The following is a 14,707-nucleotide window of genomic DNA, read 5'->3' on the forward strand; positions in this document are numbered from 1 at the left end:
TTCCATCCTGCTGCGCTATATGTCTGGCGTCCGTCCAACGGGGGAAGCCGGAGCAGGCTCATGCCTTGCAGGACCGGCATGGAGCAGGGGACCAGGCTTGTCGGCATGTTCGAAGTGATCCTCACCAGGCGCAAGCGGTTCGGCTGGCGGTGGCAGGTGTGCGACCAGTCCGGCAAGATATTTGCCGACGGCTTCGAGCGCACGCGCCCGTCCGCCAAATATCAGGGCGAACGCGCGTTGTTCTTCCTGCTGTCCCAGGCCTATTTGCGCAACCGCTCGGCGGCCTCCAGCGAGGATTAGCGGGGTAGGCCACCATCCCTTGCGTTGCCCGACGGGCAAAACACGCGAGCGCTAGGTCAACGCACGCCGCCGAAAATATTCCTCTTTCCCGAAATTCGGAAATCGCGTATGTGTCGCGCAACCCGGCCCAAGGAAGAGGGGCGTATCGCGATCGTCACGAACGCGGGCCGGGCGGCGGTGGACGCGGGCCACATCGGCGCGAAAAGCTTCGCAGGGCGGGTAACCGTGAGCGAAGACCTCGCGCCAACGACGGGTGCGGTTCGCGTACGGCAAAATCGTGTGGTCCTGGCGCCCGGGGTCTGTGCGCCAAGTCTTGCGGTGATGTGGTTGCCCGACCGGGCGATGCGCATCAGCCATCCGCAGGGCGACGGGGGCAATAGTGCATCGCTCCCCGGGGAGAGCACGACATAAGCCGTAAAGCCACTGCGCAGGGAAGGCCGGATGTTTGGCTTCACCTGTATGCCGCTGTGCAAGTTCTTCGTTACCACCTTTCGCACAGTGGACCGTGGGTGCCCGGCCGGCACCCGGTCTTCCCTGCGCCCTCTTTCAATGACGAGGGTGAGCAAGAAGCAAAGCTCGGGCGAGTCCGCCGCGAGGATGCCAAGGCGTGTCTGTTGGACTTGTAGGATGGGTAGAGCGCAGCGAAACCCATCATGGTTCAGCGCGGAGGAAGCGCGATGGGTTTCGCTGCGCTCTACCCATCCTACGAAGGCACAACTGCGCAGCACTGTAGGAACGCGGCAGCGCGTCCATGACACGAGAGCAGCTTCGCGCAACCGTCACAGTCTCTAACGCCCACTAACCAACACCTGACTTAAAACTGTCATAATCACCGAATGGAACCCGCGCCTGCGCGCTTTTTACACGTCGTTAAGCGCGCCTGCATTGGATGCGGCGGCAAAGTGCGTTGGGGACTGCGATGACTGCCGCGAAGAAGATGCCGGGAAAACCGGCCGCCGAAATGTTCGACGACATCCCGGTGCTTCAGCGCAAATGGCGTGCGGCGTTGAAGCCGGGCGAGCGGCTGCCGCGCTACGAGGACGTCATGCTCGGCAGTCTCGGGCGGCTTGCAGACCATATCGCGCTGCTCAAGAACGATGGCGTGCTCGAACTGTCCCGCAGCGGACGTTACGTGCAGAAATGGCTCGGCGAGGAGCGCTGGGACATTCCTCTTGCCGAGCTGTCGCCCGATTGCGCCACCGCGCTGTCGGAAGCGGCGGCGAGCGCGCTGGCGGCCGGACGGCCGCACCGGGCGAGCGCGCATTGCGTGCGCGACGGCATGGTCAGGACCTACGACGTGCTGGCGCTGCCGACGTCCTCGCGCTGGGGCGCGACGCTGATCGGCGCCTATGTCAACGAGCGCGGCGCGCAATACAATCTCCTCGACGCCATCTTTTCCGCGACCGACGACGCGGTGGTCTCCCTGGCGACGCTGCGCGATGCCGCCGGCAAGCCGTTCGACCTTCAGGTCGTGCACCACAACAAGAGCGCGGGTGAGCTGCTGAAGGTCGCGGGCGCAAGCCTGTTGTGGCGGCGGATCGGCGAAGGCGGCACGCTGCTGGCTTTGCCCGAGGTGAAGGAATTCCTGCTCAAGGCCGTTTCGGGCAGCCGCTGCGAGCAGCTCGAGCTCGAGAGCGAGGGACGCTACCTCAGGCTCAGCGCGACGGCCTTTGCCGACGTGGTCTCGCTGACCATCTCCGATGTCACCGTCCTGAAGCGGCGCGATGCTTCGTTCCGCCTCCTGTTCGACAATAATCCAATGCCGATGTGGGTGTTCGACGCAGAGACCAAGCAGTTCCTCAGCGTCAACGACGCCGCGGTCCAGCACTACGGCTACAGCCGCGCGACCTTCCTGCGCATGAAGCTGCACGAGATATGGCCGGAGGACGAGTGGGACAGCCACGCCGCGGCGCTGGAGCGCCTCGGCGACGCCTACCACTCCTCGCGCAACTGGCGACACGTGCGCGCCGACGGCAGCGAGATCGAGGTGCTCACCTTCGGCCGTCGCGTCGCCTTCGACGAGCGCGACGGCTATCTGGTGGCTGTGGTCGACATTACCGAACGGCGCAAGGCCGAAGCGCGCATCGCCTATATGGCGCATCATGACGGGCTCACCGACCTGCCGAACCGCGAACACTTCCAGGAGCGCCTGAAGCAGGCGCTGGACCAGGCCGCGGGAAAACGGGTCGGCGTGCTCTACATCGATCTCGACCTGTTCAAGAACATCAACGATTCCTTCGGTCATCCGGTGGGCGATCGCCTGTTGAAGCAGGTCGCCGAGCGCCTGACCATTGCGGTCCGCGGCACCAATCTCGCCGCGCGGCTCGGCGGCGATGAGTTCGCCGTCATCTTGGCTGCCGACGTCTCGCCGAAGGAGGCCAGCGCCTGTGCCTCCCTGCTGATCGACATGCTGAAGGCGCCTTACGACGTCGGCGGACAGGAGATGGTGATCGGCGCCAGCATCGGCATCGCGCTGTCGCCGGGCGATGGCACCACGCCGGAAGAGTTGATGCGCAATGCCGACATGGCGCTGTACCGGGCCAAGGCCGACGGCGGCGGCGTGCACCACTTCTTTGAGCGTGAGATGGACCTCCAGGCGCAGAGGCGCCGCGACATGGAGCTGGATCTGCGCCGGGCGTTCGCCAACGGCGAGTTCGAGCTGCACTATCAACCGCTGGTGTCGATCGCCTCCGACCGCATCTCCGGCTTCGAGTCGCTGCTGCGCTGGCGTCATCCGGACAAGGGCATGATCTCGCCCGCGGAGTTCATACCCGTCGCCGAAGACATCGGCCTGATCACCCAGCTCGGCGAATGGGTGCTGCGCGAAGCCTGCACCGAGGCGGTGAAATGGCCCGTCGACGTCAAGGTCGCCGTCAACCTGTCGCCGGCGCAATTCCGCAGCCGCAACCTGGTCCAGGTCGTGATCTCGGCCCTGGCGCAGTCCGGACTGTCGCCGAAGCGGCTCGAGCTCGAGATCACCGAGTCGATCTTCCTGGCCGAGACCGACGCCAATGTCGCCACGCTGCACCAATTGCGCGAGCTCGGCGTCGGCATTTCCATGGACGATTTCGGCACCGGCTATTCCAGCCTGAGCTATCTCCGCAGCTTTCCATTCGACAAGATCAAGATCGACCGCTCCTTCGTCAAGGATCTGGCTGAGCGGCCCGACTGCGGTGCGATCGTGCGCGCGATCTCGGGTTTGGGGCGCAGCCTCAACATCATCACGACCGCCGAGGGCGTGGAGACCGAGGATCAGCTCGACTGGCTGCGCGCCGAAGGCTGCAACGAGGTGCAGGGATTTCTGTTCAGCGCCGCGCGGCCCGCGGCCGAGATCGGAAAGCTCCTCGCCGATTTCGGCCAGCGCACCTCACGGGCGGCGTAATGCGGGCGGATAGCAATCGTAGACCAGCGCCTTGAACGCAGGGGTGATGCGGCCGCGCTCGTTCTGGGTCTGCTGCATCATGACGTAGACCATGTCGAGCTTGGGATCGACGCCGAAATAGGTGCCGCTCCCCGAGTCCCATTTCAATTCGCCGAGCGAGCCCGGCGGCGGCGGTTTTGCATTGCCGGGATCGGTGCGCACCGCAAGGCCGTAGCCATAGCCGAAGCCGTCGCCCGGAAAATAGAAATAGTCGCGTCCGACGCCGGAGCCCGGCCCGATCTGATCGGTCGTCATGGCCTTGAACGCGGCGGGGCTGAGATAGCGCCTGCCCTCGAACTCCCCGCCGTTGAGCAGCATTTGCGCGAAGCGCTGATAGTCGGTGATGGTCGAGAGCAGGCCGCCGCCGCCGGACTGCCATTCTGGATGGTCCAGACGGTCGCGCTCGCCGGCGAGCAGGATTGAGTCGTTTGGCAGCGGCCGCGCCATCCGCGCCAGCTCGCCCTCGGTCGCGAGCGCGAATTTGGTGCTGTTCATGCCGAGCGGATCGAAGATGCGCCCTTTCAGGAAGTCGTACAGCGTCTGTCCCGAGATGATCTCGATGACGCTGCCGAGCACGTCGGTGGAATGGCCGTAGCGCCACAGCGTTCCCGGCTGCCGCGCCAGCGGCAGCTTGGCGATGCGATCGGCGAATTCCCTGTTGTTGAAGGGGCCCTCGAAAATGTTGGCGGCCTTGTAGGCGTGCTCGACCCATTCGCTGCCGATGTAGTCGTAGCTGATGCCGGAGGTGTGCCGCAGCAGATCCTCGATGTTGACGGGGCGGTCAGGTGGGACGAAGTCGAGCTCCAGCTTGCCGTCGGGCCGGGTTACTTCGAGGCCGACCTTGGTCTCGGCAAACAGCGGGACGTATTTCGACACGGGGTCGGTCAGCGCAAGCTTGCCGTCGTCGATCAACATCATCGCGCCAAGGCACGTGATCGGCTTGGTCATGGAGTGGATGGCGAAGATCGTATCCGGCGTCATGGCAATGCCGGTCCTGGTGTCGCGCACGCCGAAGCACTTCAGATAGACCGGCTTGCCGTGCTGCTGAACCAGGATCACCGCACCCGGCAGGCGGCCGCTTGCCACCTCGTTGTCGAAGAATGCCGTGATGCGGTCGAGCCCGTCGGGCGAGGGGGCGGGGATGTCCGCGGCCCGGCTTCGCGCCATCGTGCCGGCGAGCATCGCCGCCCCGACCAGAAATTCACGGCGTCTCATCCGCAGCTTCCTCCCTCGGCGGGATCAAGCCGCAAGACGCGCGATGCGTCAACACAACATCGATTAAAAACGCGTCACGATGTCCGAAAGGGACGGGCGCGGACGGTCCTCGCTCGGCTTGGTCGGCGTGCCGACATGAATGAAGCCGGCGAGCTTCTCATCCGGCTTGAGGCCGAGGCCGTCGAGCACGTCGCGGTCGAACGAGAACCAGCCGGTCAACCAGCAGGCGCCGTAGCCGAGCGCGGCGGCGGCGGTGACGATGTTCATGGCGCTGGCGCCCGCCGACAATTCCTGCTCGAACGCCGGCACCTTCGGATGCGGCTTGGTGAAGCTGACGATGCCGATCACCAGCGGCGCGTCGGTGAGGCGCTTGCGCTCGATCTCGACGTCGGCCGCCGGCGCGCCGGGATTCTTCCGGGCGAAGACCTTGGCGATCACCTCGCCGGCACGCTGGCGGGCATCGCCTTCGAAGATGATGAAGCGCCAGGGCGCGAGCTTGCCATGATCGGGCACGCGCGCGCCGATGGTCAGGATCGTCTCGAGCTCGGCCGGCGAGGGGCCGGGCCCGGTCATCTCGCGCGGCTTGACCGAGCGGCGTGTCTTCAGAAGTTCGATGGCGTCGGGCACTGCGATATCCTCTTCAAATGGTCGGCGGGCGTGCCATGCCGAGATAAGCATGCACGCCCGCAACCGGAAGCGAATTTAGATCGATTTCAGGGATCAAGCGGCGCCGCGCGCCCGCTTCACGTCCGGCGGCGTCGCCTCGTCGACCAGGGCGGCGATCGCCTCGGCCGTGGTCATCACCTTCTGGCCGTCGCTGCCGAGCCGGCGGACCGAGACCGAATGCGTCTCGGCCTCCTTTTTGCCGACCACGAGCAGCGCCGGGATCTTGGCCAGCGAGTGCTCGCGGACCTTGTAGTTGATCTTTTCGTTGCGCAGGTCGATCTCCGCCCGAAGCCCGGCGCGCCGCGCCTGCTCCAGCACCACCTTGGCGTATTCGTCGCCTTCCGAGGTGATGGTGGTGACAACCGCCTGCACCGGCGAGAGCCAGAGCGGGAAGTTGCCGGCATAGTGCTCGATCAGGATGCCGATATAGCGCTCCATCGAGCCGCAGATCGCGCGGTGCACCATCACCGGCGGTTTCTTGCCGCCGTCATGGTCGATGTAGAACGCGCCGAATCGCTCCGGCAGGTTGAAGTCGACCTGGGTGGTGCCGCACTGCCAGTCGCGACCAATGGCATCGCGCAGAACGTATTCGAACTTCGGCCCATAGAACGCGCCTTCGCCCGGATTGATCTCGGTCTTGATGTGATTGTTCTGCGACTGGATCTCGCGCAGCACCGTCGCCATCACGCGCTCGGCGTGATCCCACATCGCATCGGTGCCGACGCGTTTCTCCGGCCGGGTCGAGAGCTTCACCGTGAGGTCGCCGGTGAAGCCGAAATCGGCATAGGTCGACAGGATCAGATCGTTGATCTTCAGGCACTCCTCGGCGAGCTGATCCTCGGTGCAGAAGATGTGCGCGTCGTCCTGGGTGAAGCCGCGCACGCGCATCAGGCCGTGCATGGCGCCGGAGGGCTCGTAGCGGTGCACCACGCCGAACTCAGCGAGGCGCAAGGGCAGGTCGCGGTAGCTCTTCAGGCCGTGCTTGAAGATCTGGACGTGGCCGGGGCAATTCATCGGCTTGAGCGCAAACCAGCGCTTGTCCTCGGCCTCGTCGCCGGCCGATTGCGCCGCGAACATGTTCTCGCGATACCAGCCCCAATGGCCCGAGGTCTCCCACAGCACCTTGTCGAGGATCTGCGGCGCGTTGACCTCGTTGTAGTCGCCGGAGAGGCGCCGGCGCATATAGGCGATCAGCTGCTGGAAGATGGTCCAGCCCTTCGGATGCCAGAACACGACGCCCGGACCTTCCTCCTGGAAGTGGAAGAGGTCGAGCTCGCGCCCGAGCTTGCGATGGTCGCGCTTCTCGGCTTCCTCGATCTGCTTGAGGTAGGCGTCGAGGTCCTCCTGCTTGGCGAAGGCCGTGCCGTAGATGCGGGTCAGCATCGGGTTGTTGGAATCGCCGCGCCAATAAGCGCCGGCCACCTTCATCAGCTTGAAGGCATTGCCGACCTTGCCGGTCGAGGTCATGTGCGGACCGCGGCAGAGGTCGAACCAGTCGCCCTGATAGTAGATTTTGATCGGTTCGGTGCCGGGAATGGCGTCGACCAGCTCGACCTTGAACGCCTCGCCCTTGTCGCGGAACACCTGCTTGGTCTTCTCGCGGTCCCAGACTTCCTTGGTGAAGGGCTTGTCGCGCGCGATGATCTCGCGCATCTTCTTCTCGATCGCGGCAAAGTCTTCCGGCGTGAACGGCTCGTTGCGGAAGAAGTCGTAATAGAAGCCGTTCTCGATCACGGGGCCGATCGTGACCTGGGTTCCCGGCCACAGCGTCTGCACCGCTTCCGCCAGCACGTGTGCGCAGTCGTGCCGGATCAATTCGAGCGCGCGCGGGTCGTCGCGATTGACGAGCTCGATTCCAGCGTCGGCCTCGATCGGATCGTTGAGATCGGCAAGCGTGCCGTCAAGCGCCATGGCGACTGTGCGCTTGGCCAGCGACGGCGAGATGCCCTTGGCGATATCGAGGCCGGTGATGCCCTTGTCGAACTGGCGCTTGGCGCCGTCGGGGAAGGTGAGGGTGACTTTGGCAGCGGGGGTCACGGGCTTCAAATTGGAGAGGCTGTACTGGAAGCCGGACTCGGATTTGGGCTGGTCGGACATTGCTTTTCTCCTGGGGCTCACTCCTGCGAACGAGCGCAGGTAAGCGGGAACGAGCGATATATCAGGCGATTCGGCCTGCGCAATCCGGCATTTCCAAGAAAGTGGCGGGCAAAACCCGGGGCGCAGCCGGCAACTATTTGACGTTGTCCTCTTTAACTGGTTGTAGGCCGCAGCTACATGCGTTTGCATGAAAAATGCCCCTGCCGCCGGCCGTTTCGCGCCGACCGCCCTAATGCTCGGCAATCTCGTGACCGGCTGCTCGGTGTTGGCGCCGGCGGGCATGCTGCCGGAATTATCGTCGGGGCTTGGGATCAGCATCCACGCGGCCGGGCTCCTGATCACCTTCGGCGCGGTGACGCTGTGCGTCGGCTCGCCGCTGACGGCGTGGCTGACCAGCCGCATCGAACGGCGGACCCTGCTCGCCACGACGCTGGCGGTGCTCGCACTCGGCAATCTCGCCTCCGCGTTTGCGCCCGATTACACCAGCCTGCTGATCATTCGGCTCGCGATGCTCGCAGTCGGCTCGCTCTATACGCCGCAGGCCGCCGGCACGGCTGCGCTGATCGTGCCGGCGGAACGGCGCGGCAGCACCATTGCGTATCTCTTCCTCGGCTGGTCGCTCGCAGCCGCCGTCGGCCTGCCGCTGATCACCTTTATCGCCAGCCGCTACGGCTGGCGCGCGGCCTATGGCGGGGTCGGCGCGCTCGGCTGCGTCAGCTTGCTGCTGTTGCTGCTGCGTCTGCCGGCGGGTCTGCAGGGCGCACCGGTCGATCTGAAGACATGGGCCGCCGTCGGCCGAAGCAGGACGATCCTGCTGCTGCTCGCGATCACGATGCTGCAAATGTCAGGGCAGTTCGTCGTGTTCACCTATATGGGCCCGCTGCTCAACAAGCTCACCGGCGCCGGTCCCGATGCGATCGGCTCGGTCTTCGCGCTGTACGGGATCTGCGGCTTCCTCGGCGTCGTCGTCGCCACCCGCATCGTCGACACTGCGGGGCCCTATCGCACCTCGTTGCTGTTCACCTGCCTGCTGCTTGCCGGGATGAGCGGGTGGGCCCTCGGCGCCGGCTCGCTCGTCATGATGGCGGGCGCGGTGGCGCTCTGGGGCCTTGGCTTTGCCTCGACCAACTCGATGCAGCAGGTGCGGCTGGTCGCGGCTGCGCCGCCGCTGGCATCGGCCACCGTCGCGCTCAACACGTCCGTTCTCTATATCGGCCAGGCGGTCGGCTCCGCCGTCGGCGGGCTGCTGTTTGCCCGCGAGCTCCTGCACGCGCTCGGCTTCGTCGCGGTCGGTTTCGTCGTGCTGGCGTTGATCCTGGTGGTCGCGACCCGGCCCCGGCGGGCGGCTGCCGCCACCGCCTGAACGCATCAGGTCGTGCGCGCAAGGCGCTTGGCAAACCTCGCGCGGGAGCGGTAGAAGGCCGGCGTGGGGATCAAAGAGAGTTGACTGAGATGAGGATGATTCTGGCGGTTGCCGCGGTGCTCTATTCAGCCTCCGTATTTGCGCAAACCGAGAAGCCACCCATGGTGGGGGACAAGCCGCTGGTGCAGGTCAAGCCGAAAGGCGCCAAGGAGGCTGCCGCCGCTCCAAAGGGCAAGCCGCAATCGATCGCCGTCCGCCTCCAGGCCTGCCTCGAGATCGACGACGGCACCAAGGATCGCCTCAATTGCTACGACGCGGTGATCCCGCCGGCGCCGAAGCCGAAGCCGGCCAAGGCCAAGGGCTATGCCGACTGCCGCTTCTTCAAGGAAGAGGACGAGCGGCTGGCCTGCTTCAACGGCTTTGCCGAGAGCATTCCGAAGCTGCCCAGGAATTGATATTTGGAACTGATATTTGGAACTGATATGCCCGGCTAGGGATTTGTGGAGGCGACGCGCGTCAGCGCGAGCGACGGCGTCGCCGCCATCTTCACCAGCACGTCCTTGAGCGGATCGCGCGTCCAAGCGCGGGTGACATAGTCGCGATGGGTGATGCCCTCGCCGGTCTCCACGAACACCACGCTGCCGGGTCGTAGCGGCCCATTCATGTCCTCGGCGACGCTGATGCCCTTCTGGCGGAGCATGCTCATCAGCTCGCGGTCGCGCCGCGCGGTGTGGCGGGTGTAGGCGCTGACGAAGAAGCCGGAACGGTGGCTCTCGATCCAGGACGCGAATTTGTCCATCTCGCCATAGACGGCATCGAGCAGCACCACGCCGCGCACGCGGTCGCTGATGCCGCCGACCTCGAGGCTCCACGCCGTCGGCAGGAAGCCGCCGCTATAGCCGACGATCACGATCGGCATGTTGGCGAAGGCGCGCGCGCTGTTGGGATCGCCGGTGAGGCGCGCAAGATGGTCGGCCGATTCCGCCATGAAGCGCTTGAAGCCGCCCGGCTGCCAGAATTTTCCGGCGCTGGAATCGGCGGCGTCGACCGCCATCTGCGGCGCAAGCAGGATCGCATTGGCGCCGGAATCGGTGACCTGCTTCGGCACCATCTGCCGGTCGCGGACGTCGCGCTCGAGCGTCGCGCCATTGCCGTGGAAAAACACCACGATCACGCCCGGCTTGCGCAAGTCGAAATGTTCGGGCACGTGCACCAGCACGCGGCTGTCGCTGTAGGTCTCGTCCTGCCAGTAGACCCGCCCCGAATAGCTGCGGTGGCCGCGGCGGTCACCCTTGGAAATGTTGAGGAAGGGCGCGTCGGAGGCGGGGTTGTTGCCGAAATAGGGAAAGGCCGACGACTTCATGCTGACGAGCGTCGTCAAGTCCTCGCGGGCGGGGCGCTTGTACGGGACCTGCGGCTCGAGCGAGGCCACCTTGTAGGACGCCTGCTCCGGTATGTGTCGCTGGACCGCGCTCTTGGGCGAAAAGTCCGACATCTGCCGTTGCAGGAAGCTTTCACTCGCCGAGGGAAAGCGCTCCCTAAACTGCGGGGCAGGGAAGCGATCCTCGAACGTGTCGCCGCTTGCCACGCGCGCGTTCGAGGTCTGCGAATTGGTCTTGGCGACCACCTGGACATTCGCCTGGGAGTTCGCCGCCAGCGCCGCCGGATCCGGCGCCTTGCCGCATTGAACCAGCGTCAGCGACAACGGTACCATGACTGAGATCAGACCGGCCCGGAGCGCAAGACCATGCCGACCGGACGGTGTCCGATCAGCACGATCATCAGCTCTCAGTTTAGGAGCGGCCCCGGCCATCCACCCATGACCCCAAAGTCACGACCCAAGTCTTACATCCCAGGTCACACGTCCAAGTCGCACGTCCAAGTCACACGTCCATCGGCAATCTTAAAACAATTGAGCCGACTGGCGTTTAGGCGACGTTAAGCGTCCGGAGAAACTTCCCCATATCCGGAACGCTCGAAGGGACCATGCAATCGTGTCGTGATTGTGGGGAAGGGGAGCGGGCAATTCCGGGTAAATCCGGCGAAATCGTCCAAATAGGCGCCAGGTGGTGGCCTGGTACCTGCCTTCCGTTGCCTCATTTAACCCTTGTTAACGCTGCTTGAATTGACTCGGTCAAAGTGCACGATGGGCCTCAAGAGGCGAAGCGCCTGAGGTTAAGGACCCCGATGACGGCATCAGATGCGGGTACCCCGCCCTGGACGGATCGGCTGACCGGGAGGGGGGCCGGGGTCTCCGTTCCGGTCGCCACCGCCATCGTCGTCGCCGACATGATCGGGGTCGGCGTCTTCACCAGCCTCGGCTTCCAGGTCAAGGACATCCCGTCCGGTTTCTCGATCCTGCTGCTCTGGACGGTTGGCGGCATCGTCGCGCTGTGCGGTGTGTTCGCCTACAGCGAGTTGGGCGCGATGTTTCCGCGTTCGAGCGGCGAGTACAATTTCCTCGGCCGCGCCTATCACCCGGCCTTCGGCTTCCTCGCCGGCTGGGTGTCTGCCACTGTCGGCTTCGCGGCGCCGGTCGCGCTCGCCGCAATGGCGTTCGGGGAATATGCCAAATCGGTCGTACCCGATCTGCCGGCGATTCCGCTCGCCATCGGTGTGGTGTGGCTGGTTTCCCTGGTGCAGCTGACCGGCGTCAGGCACTCATCCACGTTCCAGTTGATCTCGACCGTCCTCAAGGTCGTGCTGATCGTCGGCTTCCTGGTCGCCGGCTTCGTCATCGCCGTGCCTCAGCCGATCAGCTTCACGCCGCAGCCCGGCGATATCGCCCACATCGTCAGCGCGCCGTTCGCCATCGGGCTCGTCTTCGTGATGTATTCGTTCTCGGGCTGGAATGCCGCCACCTACATCATCGGCGAGATGAAGACGCCGCAACGGAACCTGCCGCGCGCGCTGCTCGCGGGCACGCTGATCGTGCTCGTGCTGTATGTCGCGCTGAACGCGGTATTTCTCCATTCGACGCCGGTCAGCGCGCTCGCCGGCCAGCTCGACGTCGCCAGTGTCGCCGGCACCGCCATCTTCGGCAGTCTCGGCGGACGGATCGTCGGCGCCATGATTTGCTTCGGTCTGATCTCTTCGATCAGTGCGATGATGTGGATCGGCCCGCGCGTGATGATGACGATGGGGGAGGACATTCCCGCCTTGCGCGTTTTCTCCAAGCGGTCGGTGAGCGGCGCGCCGGCCTATGCCATCCTGTTCCAACTGGCCATCGCCAATCTTCTGCTGTTCACGCGCAGCTTCGAGGCGGTGCTCGATTTCATCCAGTTCGCGCTGTTGTTCTGCTCGTTCTTCACCGTCGCCGGCGTCATCAAGCTGCGGATCACCGATCCCGATCTGCCGCGGCCCTATCGCGCCTGGGGATACCCGTTCACGCCGCTCGTGTTTCTGCTCGTGACCGCGTTCATGATGTACTACCTTCTGACAGAGCGGCCGCTTCAGTCGCTGTCGGGAATGCTCGTCATGCTCTCCGGCCTCTTGATTTACGCTGTTTTCCGCAGGCGGCCCGTCGTCGCTGCCGCATCACCGCATCGCGAATAGACATGCTCCGCCCCCTGAGACTTGCGGCCGTTGCTTTCGTCCTCCTGGCTGCGGCCGTCTCGTCCGCGCGTGCCGCAGACGTCACCTTCGATGACACGGCGCGCTTCCTTGCGGGTATGCAGCCTTCGGCGGACTCGCCGCTGGTGCCGCTCACCAGGGACCCGGCCTGGCAGCGTCACGCCAAATTCTTCGACGGCGCCTTCGCTCAGCTCGAGCAGCGTCAGCTCTCGAAGATCCGCAGCTGGGCCGACCTCAATCTGGCCGCGCCCCGACCGACCATGTTCTATTTGTTCAGCGGCCCCGACTTCCTCTACGCCGACGCCTTTTATTCCAAGGCCAGCACCTACGTGCTCGGTGCGCTGGAGCCGGTCGGCGCGGTGCCCGATTTGACGCGGCTGCCGCGCGGTTCGGTCGGCGCTGCGCTCTACAACGTCGAACGCTCGCTTGGCTCGATCCTGAGCTTCTCGTTCTTCATCACCAAGCAGATGAAGGTCGACCTGAGCGCCAACCAGGTCAACGGCACCCTGCCGATCCTCTATGTCTTCCTCGCCCGCTCCGGCAAGACCATCCGCAACGTCGAGACGGTCGCGCTCGACGACAAGGGCGGGCTACATGTCGGCGGCGACAATCCCGGACGGAACGCGACGCGCGGCGTCCGCATCAGCTTTGCCGGCAGCGACGGGGAAGCGCGTACGCTGTATTATTTCGCGACCGACCTCTCAAATTCCGGCGCACGTGCCGCGGGCTTCCTGAAATTCTGCGAGACGCTCGGGCCCGGCAACAGCCTGCTCAAGAGTGCGTCCTACCTGATGCACTCCGGCAATTTCACCGTCGCACGCGACTGGTTGCTCGCCAACAGCGCCACCATCATCCAGGACGATTCCGGCATTCCGCTCGCGAACTACAATGCACGGCAATGGCGGTTCTTTCCGTTCGGCCGCTATCTCGGTCCCATCGACGAATTCCCCGGCCGCTACCAGGAGCGCTACGCCGAGCTGTTCACGCGCGCCCAGCCGATCGATTTCGGCGTGGGCTATCGCTGGCGCATGCGTGAATCGAATTTGCTGCTGGCGGTGAAGGTGCCGGGCAGCGAGGCCGCACCGGCTGCAGAGACCACTTCGGCCGCCGAGCCGGCGCCAAAGCCGCCGCGCCCGAAGCGGCTACGACCGCCGGAGTCGATCCCTCCGTCACAGGGACGGTTCTACTGGTTCCGGTGACTACCAATGCACGCTCTGGCTCGGTACGATGAACGGCGTCGTGCTCGGCTGTGTCGCAAGGCTCTTCTCAAGATACCAGCCTGAGCCGAGGACGAGTGCAAGCAAAGCGATGATGGCGAGCAGGTCGATGGTTCTTGGATCGTGTGCCCTGTGATCGAGATTCGGACCGGGCTTGACGTGAAAATGCGGGCTGATTTTCCAGCGCATTGTTGTTTCCTCCCATGGGGAGCATCAAAACAACGCGGGCGGAAAGTCTAAGGTTCCGGTCAGGGCGGGGCTGTTCAGAGCAGCGCAGGTCAGGACGCGTTAACTCCGCGCCAGCGGCCATAGCGCCAGGGCAGATACCAGCGTGCGCCTTTGGGCGCGGTGAGAGGCACGTTGTCGATGCCGGACGTGCCGAAGGGATGGCAACGGAGCAGGCGCGCGAGCGTCATCCAGCTGCCGGCCCACAGCCCGAACCGTTCGATCGCCTCATCGCCATAGACGGAGCAGGTCGGGAGGTGCCGGCAGTTGTACCCGACCAGGGGCGACAGCGTGTGGCGATACAGCCAGATCAGCGCGCGGCCGAATCTGCGCGGCAGCCGGAGCACACTATCGACTGAACTGGAACAATGCTCGCAGGCTGAATGCTTCATGTGCGTTGTGCTGCGATGTTGAGCGCGGCGTTGCCCGGTTCCGGCGCAGGGAACCATAAGTTGTTGTTTCCACGCCATATTTTGCGTGTTTTTTGGGAGCAGTGCAGCAAGTATCTGTGGACGATCTGTATTCGCCCGGATACCATTTTTATGACGGTCGTGTGTAGAAACATACGCCTGTATGATGGACTCAGATAGCGCCACCGGGGATTGTTTGGGGACCTTGGGGCTTTGGGGC

Annotated in this window: 12 protein-coding genes; 6 read left to right on the forward strand and 6 right to left on the reverse strand. The window is 64.6% G+C overall.

The window, feature by feature from the left end; genetic code table 11:
* Positions 1 to 60: 60 nt before the first annotated feature.
* Together P0R31_RS38285 and P0R31_RS38290 are read left to right on the forward strand one after the other, a co-directional pair.
* Complete coding sequence (locus P0R31_RS38285; RefSeq protein WP_244941448.1) at positions 61 to 300, forward strand: hypothetical protein; 240 nt, start codon at positions 61 to 63, stop codon at positions 298 to 300.
* Positions 301 to 1,219: 919 nt separating this feature from the next.
* Entirely contained in the window at positions 1,220 to 3,682 is a 2,463-nt protein-coding gene (locus tag P0R31_RS38290) for a putative bifunctional diguanylate cyclase/phosphodiesterase (RefSeq protein ID WP_275520304.1), read from the forward strand.
* On the opposite strand, the gene P0R31_RS38295 is transcribed toward P0R31_RS38290, so the two are convergent.
* The 3 genes from P0R31_RS38295 to thrS form a co-directional block, all read right to left on the reverse strand.
* Positions 3,668 to 4,936, reverse strand: a complete 1,269-nt coding sequence (locus P0R31_RS38295; RefSeq protein ID WP_275520306.1) for a serine hydrolase domain-containing protein — start codon at positions 4,934 to 4,936, stop codon at positions 3,668 to 3,670. The genes P0R31_RS38290 and P0R31_RS38295 overlap by 15 nt on opposite strands.
* 63 nt (positions 4,937 to 4,999) lie before the next feature.
* The gene (locus tag P0R31_RS38300) at positions 5,000 to 5,563 is read right to left on the reverse strand and encodes a nitroreductase family protein (protein WP_275520309.1); all 564 of its coding nucleotides are present in this window, start codon (positions 5,561 to 5,563) and stop codon (positions 5,000 to 5,002) included.
* 93 nt (positions 5,564 to 5,656) lie between these two features.
* Positions 5,657 to 7,699, reverse strand: coding sequence for a threonine--tRNA ligase (gene thrS / locus P0R31_RS38305; RefSeq protein WP_275520311.1), 2,043 nt, complete (start codon positions 7,697 to 7,699; stop codon positions 5,657 to 5,659).
* Positions 7,700 to 7,886: 187 nt separating this feature from the next.
* Here thrS and P0R31_RS38310 point away from each other — a divergent pair, with 187 nt between their 5' ends.
* Together P0R31_RS38310 and P0R31_RS38315 are read left to right on the forward strand one after the other, a co-directional pair.
* A complete protein-coding gene (locus tag P0R31_RS38310) occupies positions 7,887 to 9,062 on the forward strand; it encodes an MFS transporter (RefSeq protein WP_275520312.1) in 1,176 nt (391 codons plus the stop codon).
* 89 nt (positions 9,063 to 9,151) lie between these two features.
* On the forward strand, positions 9,152 to 9,517 hold the full coding sequence (locus tag P0R31_RS38315; RefSeq protein ID WP_275520314.1) for a hypothetical protein: 366 nt from the start codon (positions 9,152 to 9,154) through the stop codon (positions 9,515 to 9,517).
* A 35-nt stretch (positions 9,518 to 9,552) separates the two neighbouring features.
* Here the strand turns inward: P0R31_RS38315 and P0R31_RS38320 are convergent, their stop codons facing one another.
* On the reverse strand, positions 9,553 to 10,875 hold the full coding sequence (locus P0R31_RS38320; RefSeq protein WP_275520316.1) for an alpha/beta hydrolase: 1,323 nt from the start codon (positions 10,873 to 10,875) through the stop codon (positions 9,553 to 9,555).
* A 374-nt stretch (positions 10,876 to 11,249) separates the two neighbouring features.
* Here P0R31_RS38320 and P0R31_RS38325 point away from each other — a divergent pair, with 374 nt between their 5' ends.
* Positions 11,250 to 12,617 (forward strand): APC family permease, encoded by a 1,368-nt coding sequence (locus P0R31_RS38325; protein ID WP_275520318.1) that lies wholly within the window; start codon positions 11,250 to 11,252, stop codon positions 12,615 to 12,617.
* Between the two features lie 2 nt (positions 12,618 to 12,619).
* Positions 12,620 to 13,834 carry a hypothetical protein gene (locus tag P0R31_RS38330; protein ID WP_275520320.1) on the forward strand — a complete coding sequence of 405 codons (1,215 nt, stop codon included), beginning with the start codon at positions 12,620 to 12,622 and terminating at the stop codon, positions 13,832 to 13,834.
* Here the strand turns inward: P0R31_RS38330 and P0R31_RS38335 are convergent, their stop codons facing one another.
* The gene (locus P0R31_RS38335; protein WP_275520322.1) at positions 13,835 to 14,041 is read right to left on the reverse strand and encodes a hypothetical protein; all 207 of its coding nucleotides are present in this window, start codon (positions 14,039 to 14,041) and stop codon (positions 13,835 to 13,837) included.
* Between the two features lie 89 nt (positions 14,042 to 14,130).
* On the reverse strand, positions 14,131 to 14,469 hold the full coding sequence (gene yidD / locus P0R31_RS38340; protein WP_275520324.1) for a membrane protein insertion efficiency factor YidD: 339 nt from the start codon (positions 14,467 to 14,469) through the stop codon (positions 14,131 to 14,133).
* Positions 14,470 to 14,707: the final 238 nt, after the last annotated feature.

Source organism: Bradyrhizobium yuanmingense, assembly GCF_029167105.1.
Classification (GTDB): domain Bacteria; phylum Pseudomonadota; class Alphaproteobacteria; order Rhizobiales; family Xanthobacteraceae; genus Bradyrhizobium; species Bradyrhizobium yuanmingense_A.

What these genes read in the sequence shown, in the direction of transcription:
- P0R31_RS38285 (WP_244941448.1), top strand. Translation starts at nt 61, where the DNA reads ATGCCTTGCAGGACCGGCATGGAGCAGGGGACCAGGCTTGTCGGCATG.
- P0R31_RS38290 (WP_275520304.1), top strand. Translation starts at nt 1,220, where the DNA reads ATGACTGCCGCGAAGAAGATGCCGGGAAAACCGGCCGCCGAAATGTTC.
- P0R31_RS38295 (WP_275520306.1), bottom strand. Translation starts at nt 4,936, where the DNA reads ATGAGACGCCGTGAATTTCTGGTCGGGGCGGCGATGCTCGCCGGCACG.
- thrS (WP_275520311.1), bottom strand. Translation starts at nt 7,699, where the DNA reads ATGTCCGACCAGCCCAAATCCGAGTCCGGCTTCCAGTACAGCCTCTCC.
- P0R31_RS38310 (WP_275520312.1), top strand. Translation starts at nt 7,887, where the DNA reads ATGAAAAATGCCCCTGCCGCCGGCCGTTTCGCGCCGACCGCCCTAATG.
- P0R31_RS38315 (WP_275520314.1), top strand. Translation starts at nt 9,152, where the DNA reads ATGAGGATGATTCTGGCGGTTGCCGCGGTGCTCTATTCAGCCTCCGTA.
- P0R31_RS38320 (WP_275520316.1), bottom strand. Translation starts at nt 10,875, where the DNA reads ATGGCCGGGGCCGCTCCTAAACTGAGAGCTGATGATCGTGCTGATCGG.
- P0R31_RS38325 (WP_275520318.1), top strand. Translation starts at nt 11,250, where the DNA reads ATGACGGCATCAGATGCGGGTACCCCGCCCTGGACGGATCGGCTGACC.
- P0R31_RS38330 (WP_275520320.1), top strand. Translation starts at nt 12,620, where the DNA reads ATGCTCCGCCCCCTGAGACTTGCGGCCGTTGCTTTCGTCCTCCTGGCT.
- P0R31_RS38335 (WP_275520322.1), bottom strand. Translation starts at nt 14,041, where the DNA reads ATGCGCTGGAAAATCAGCCCGCATTTTCACGTCAAGCCCGGTCCGAAT.
- yidD (WP_275520324.1), bottom strand. Translation starts at nt 14,469, where the DNA reads ATGAAGCATTCAGCCTGCGAGCATTGTTCCAGTTCAGTCGATAGTGTG.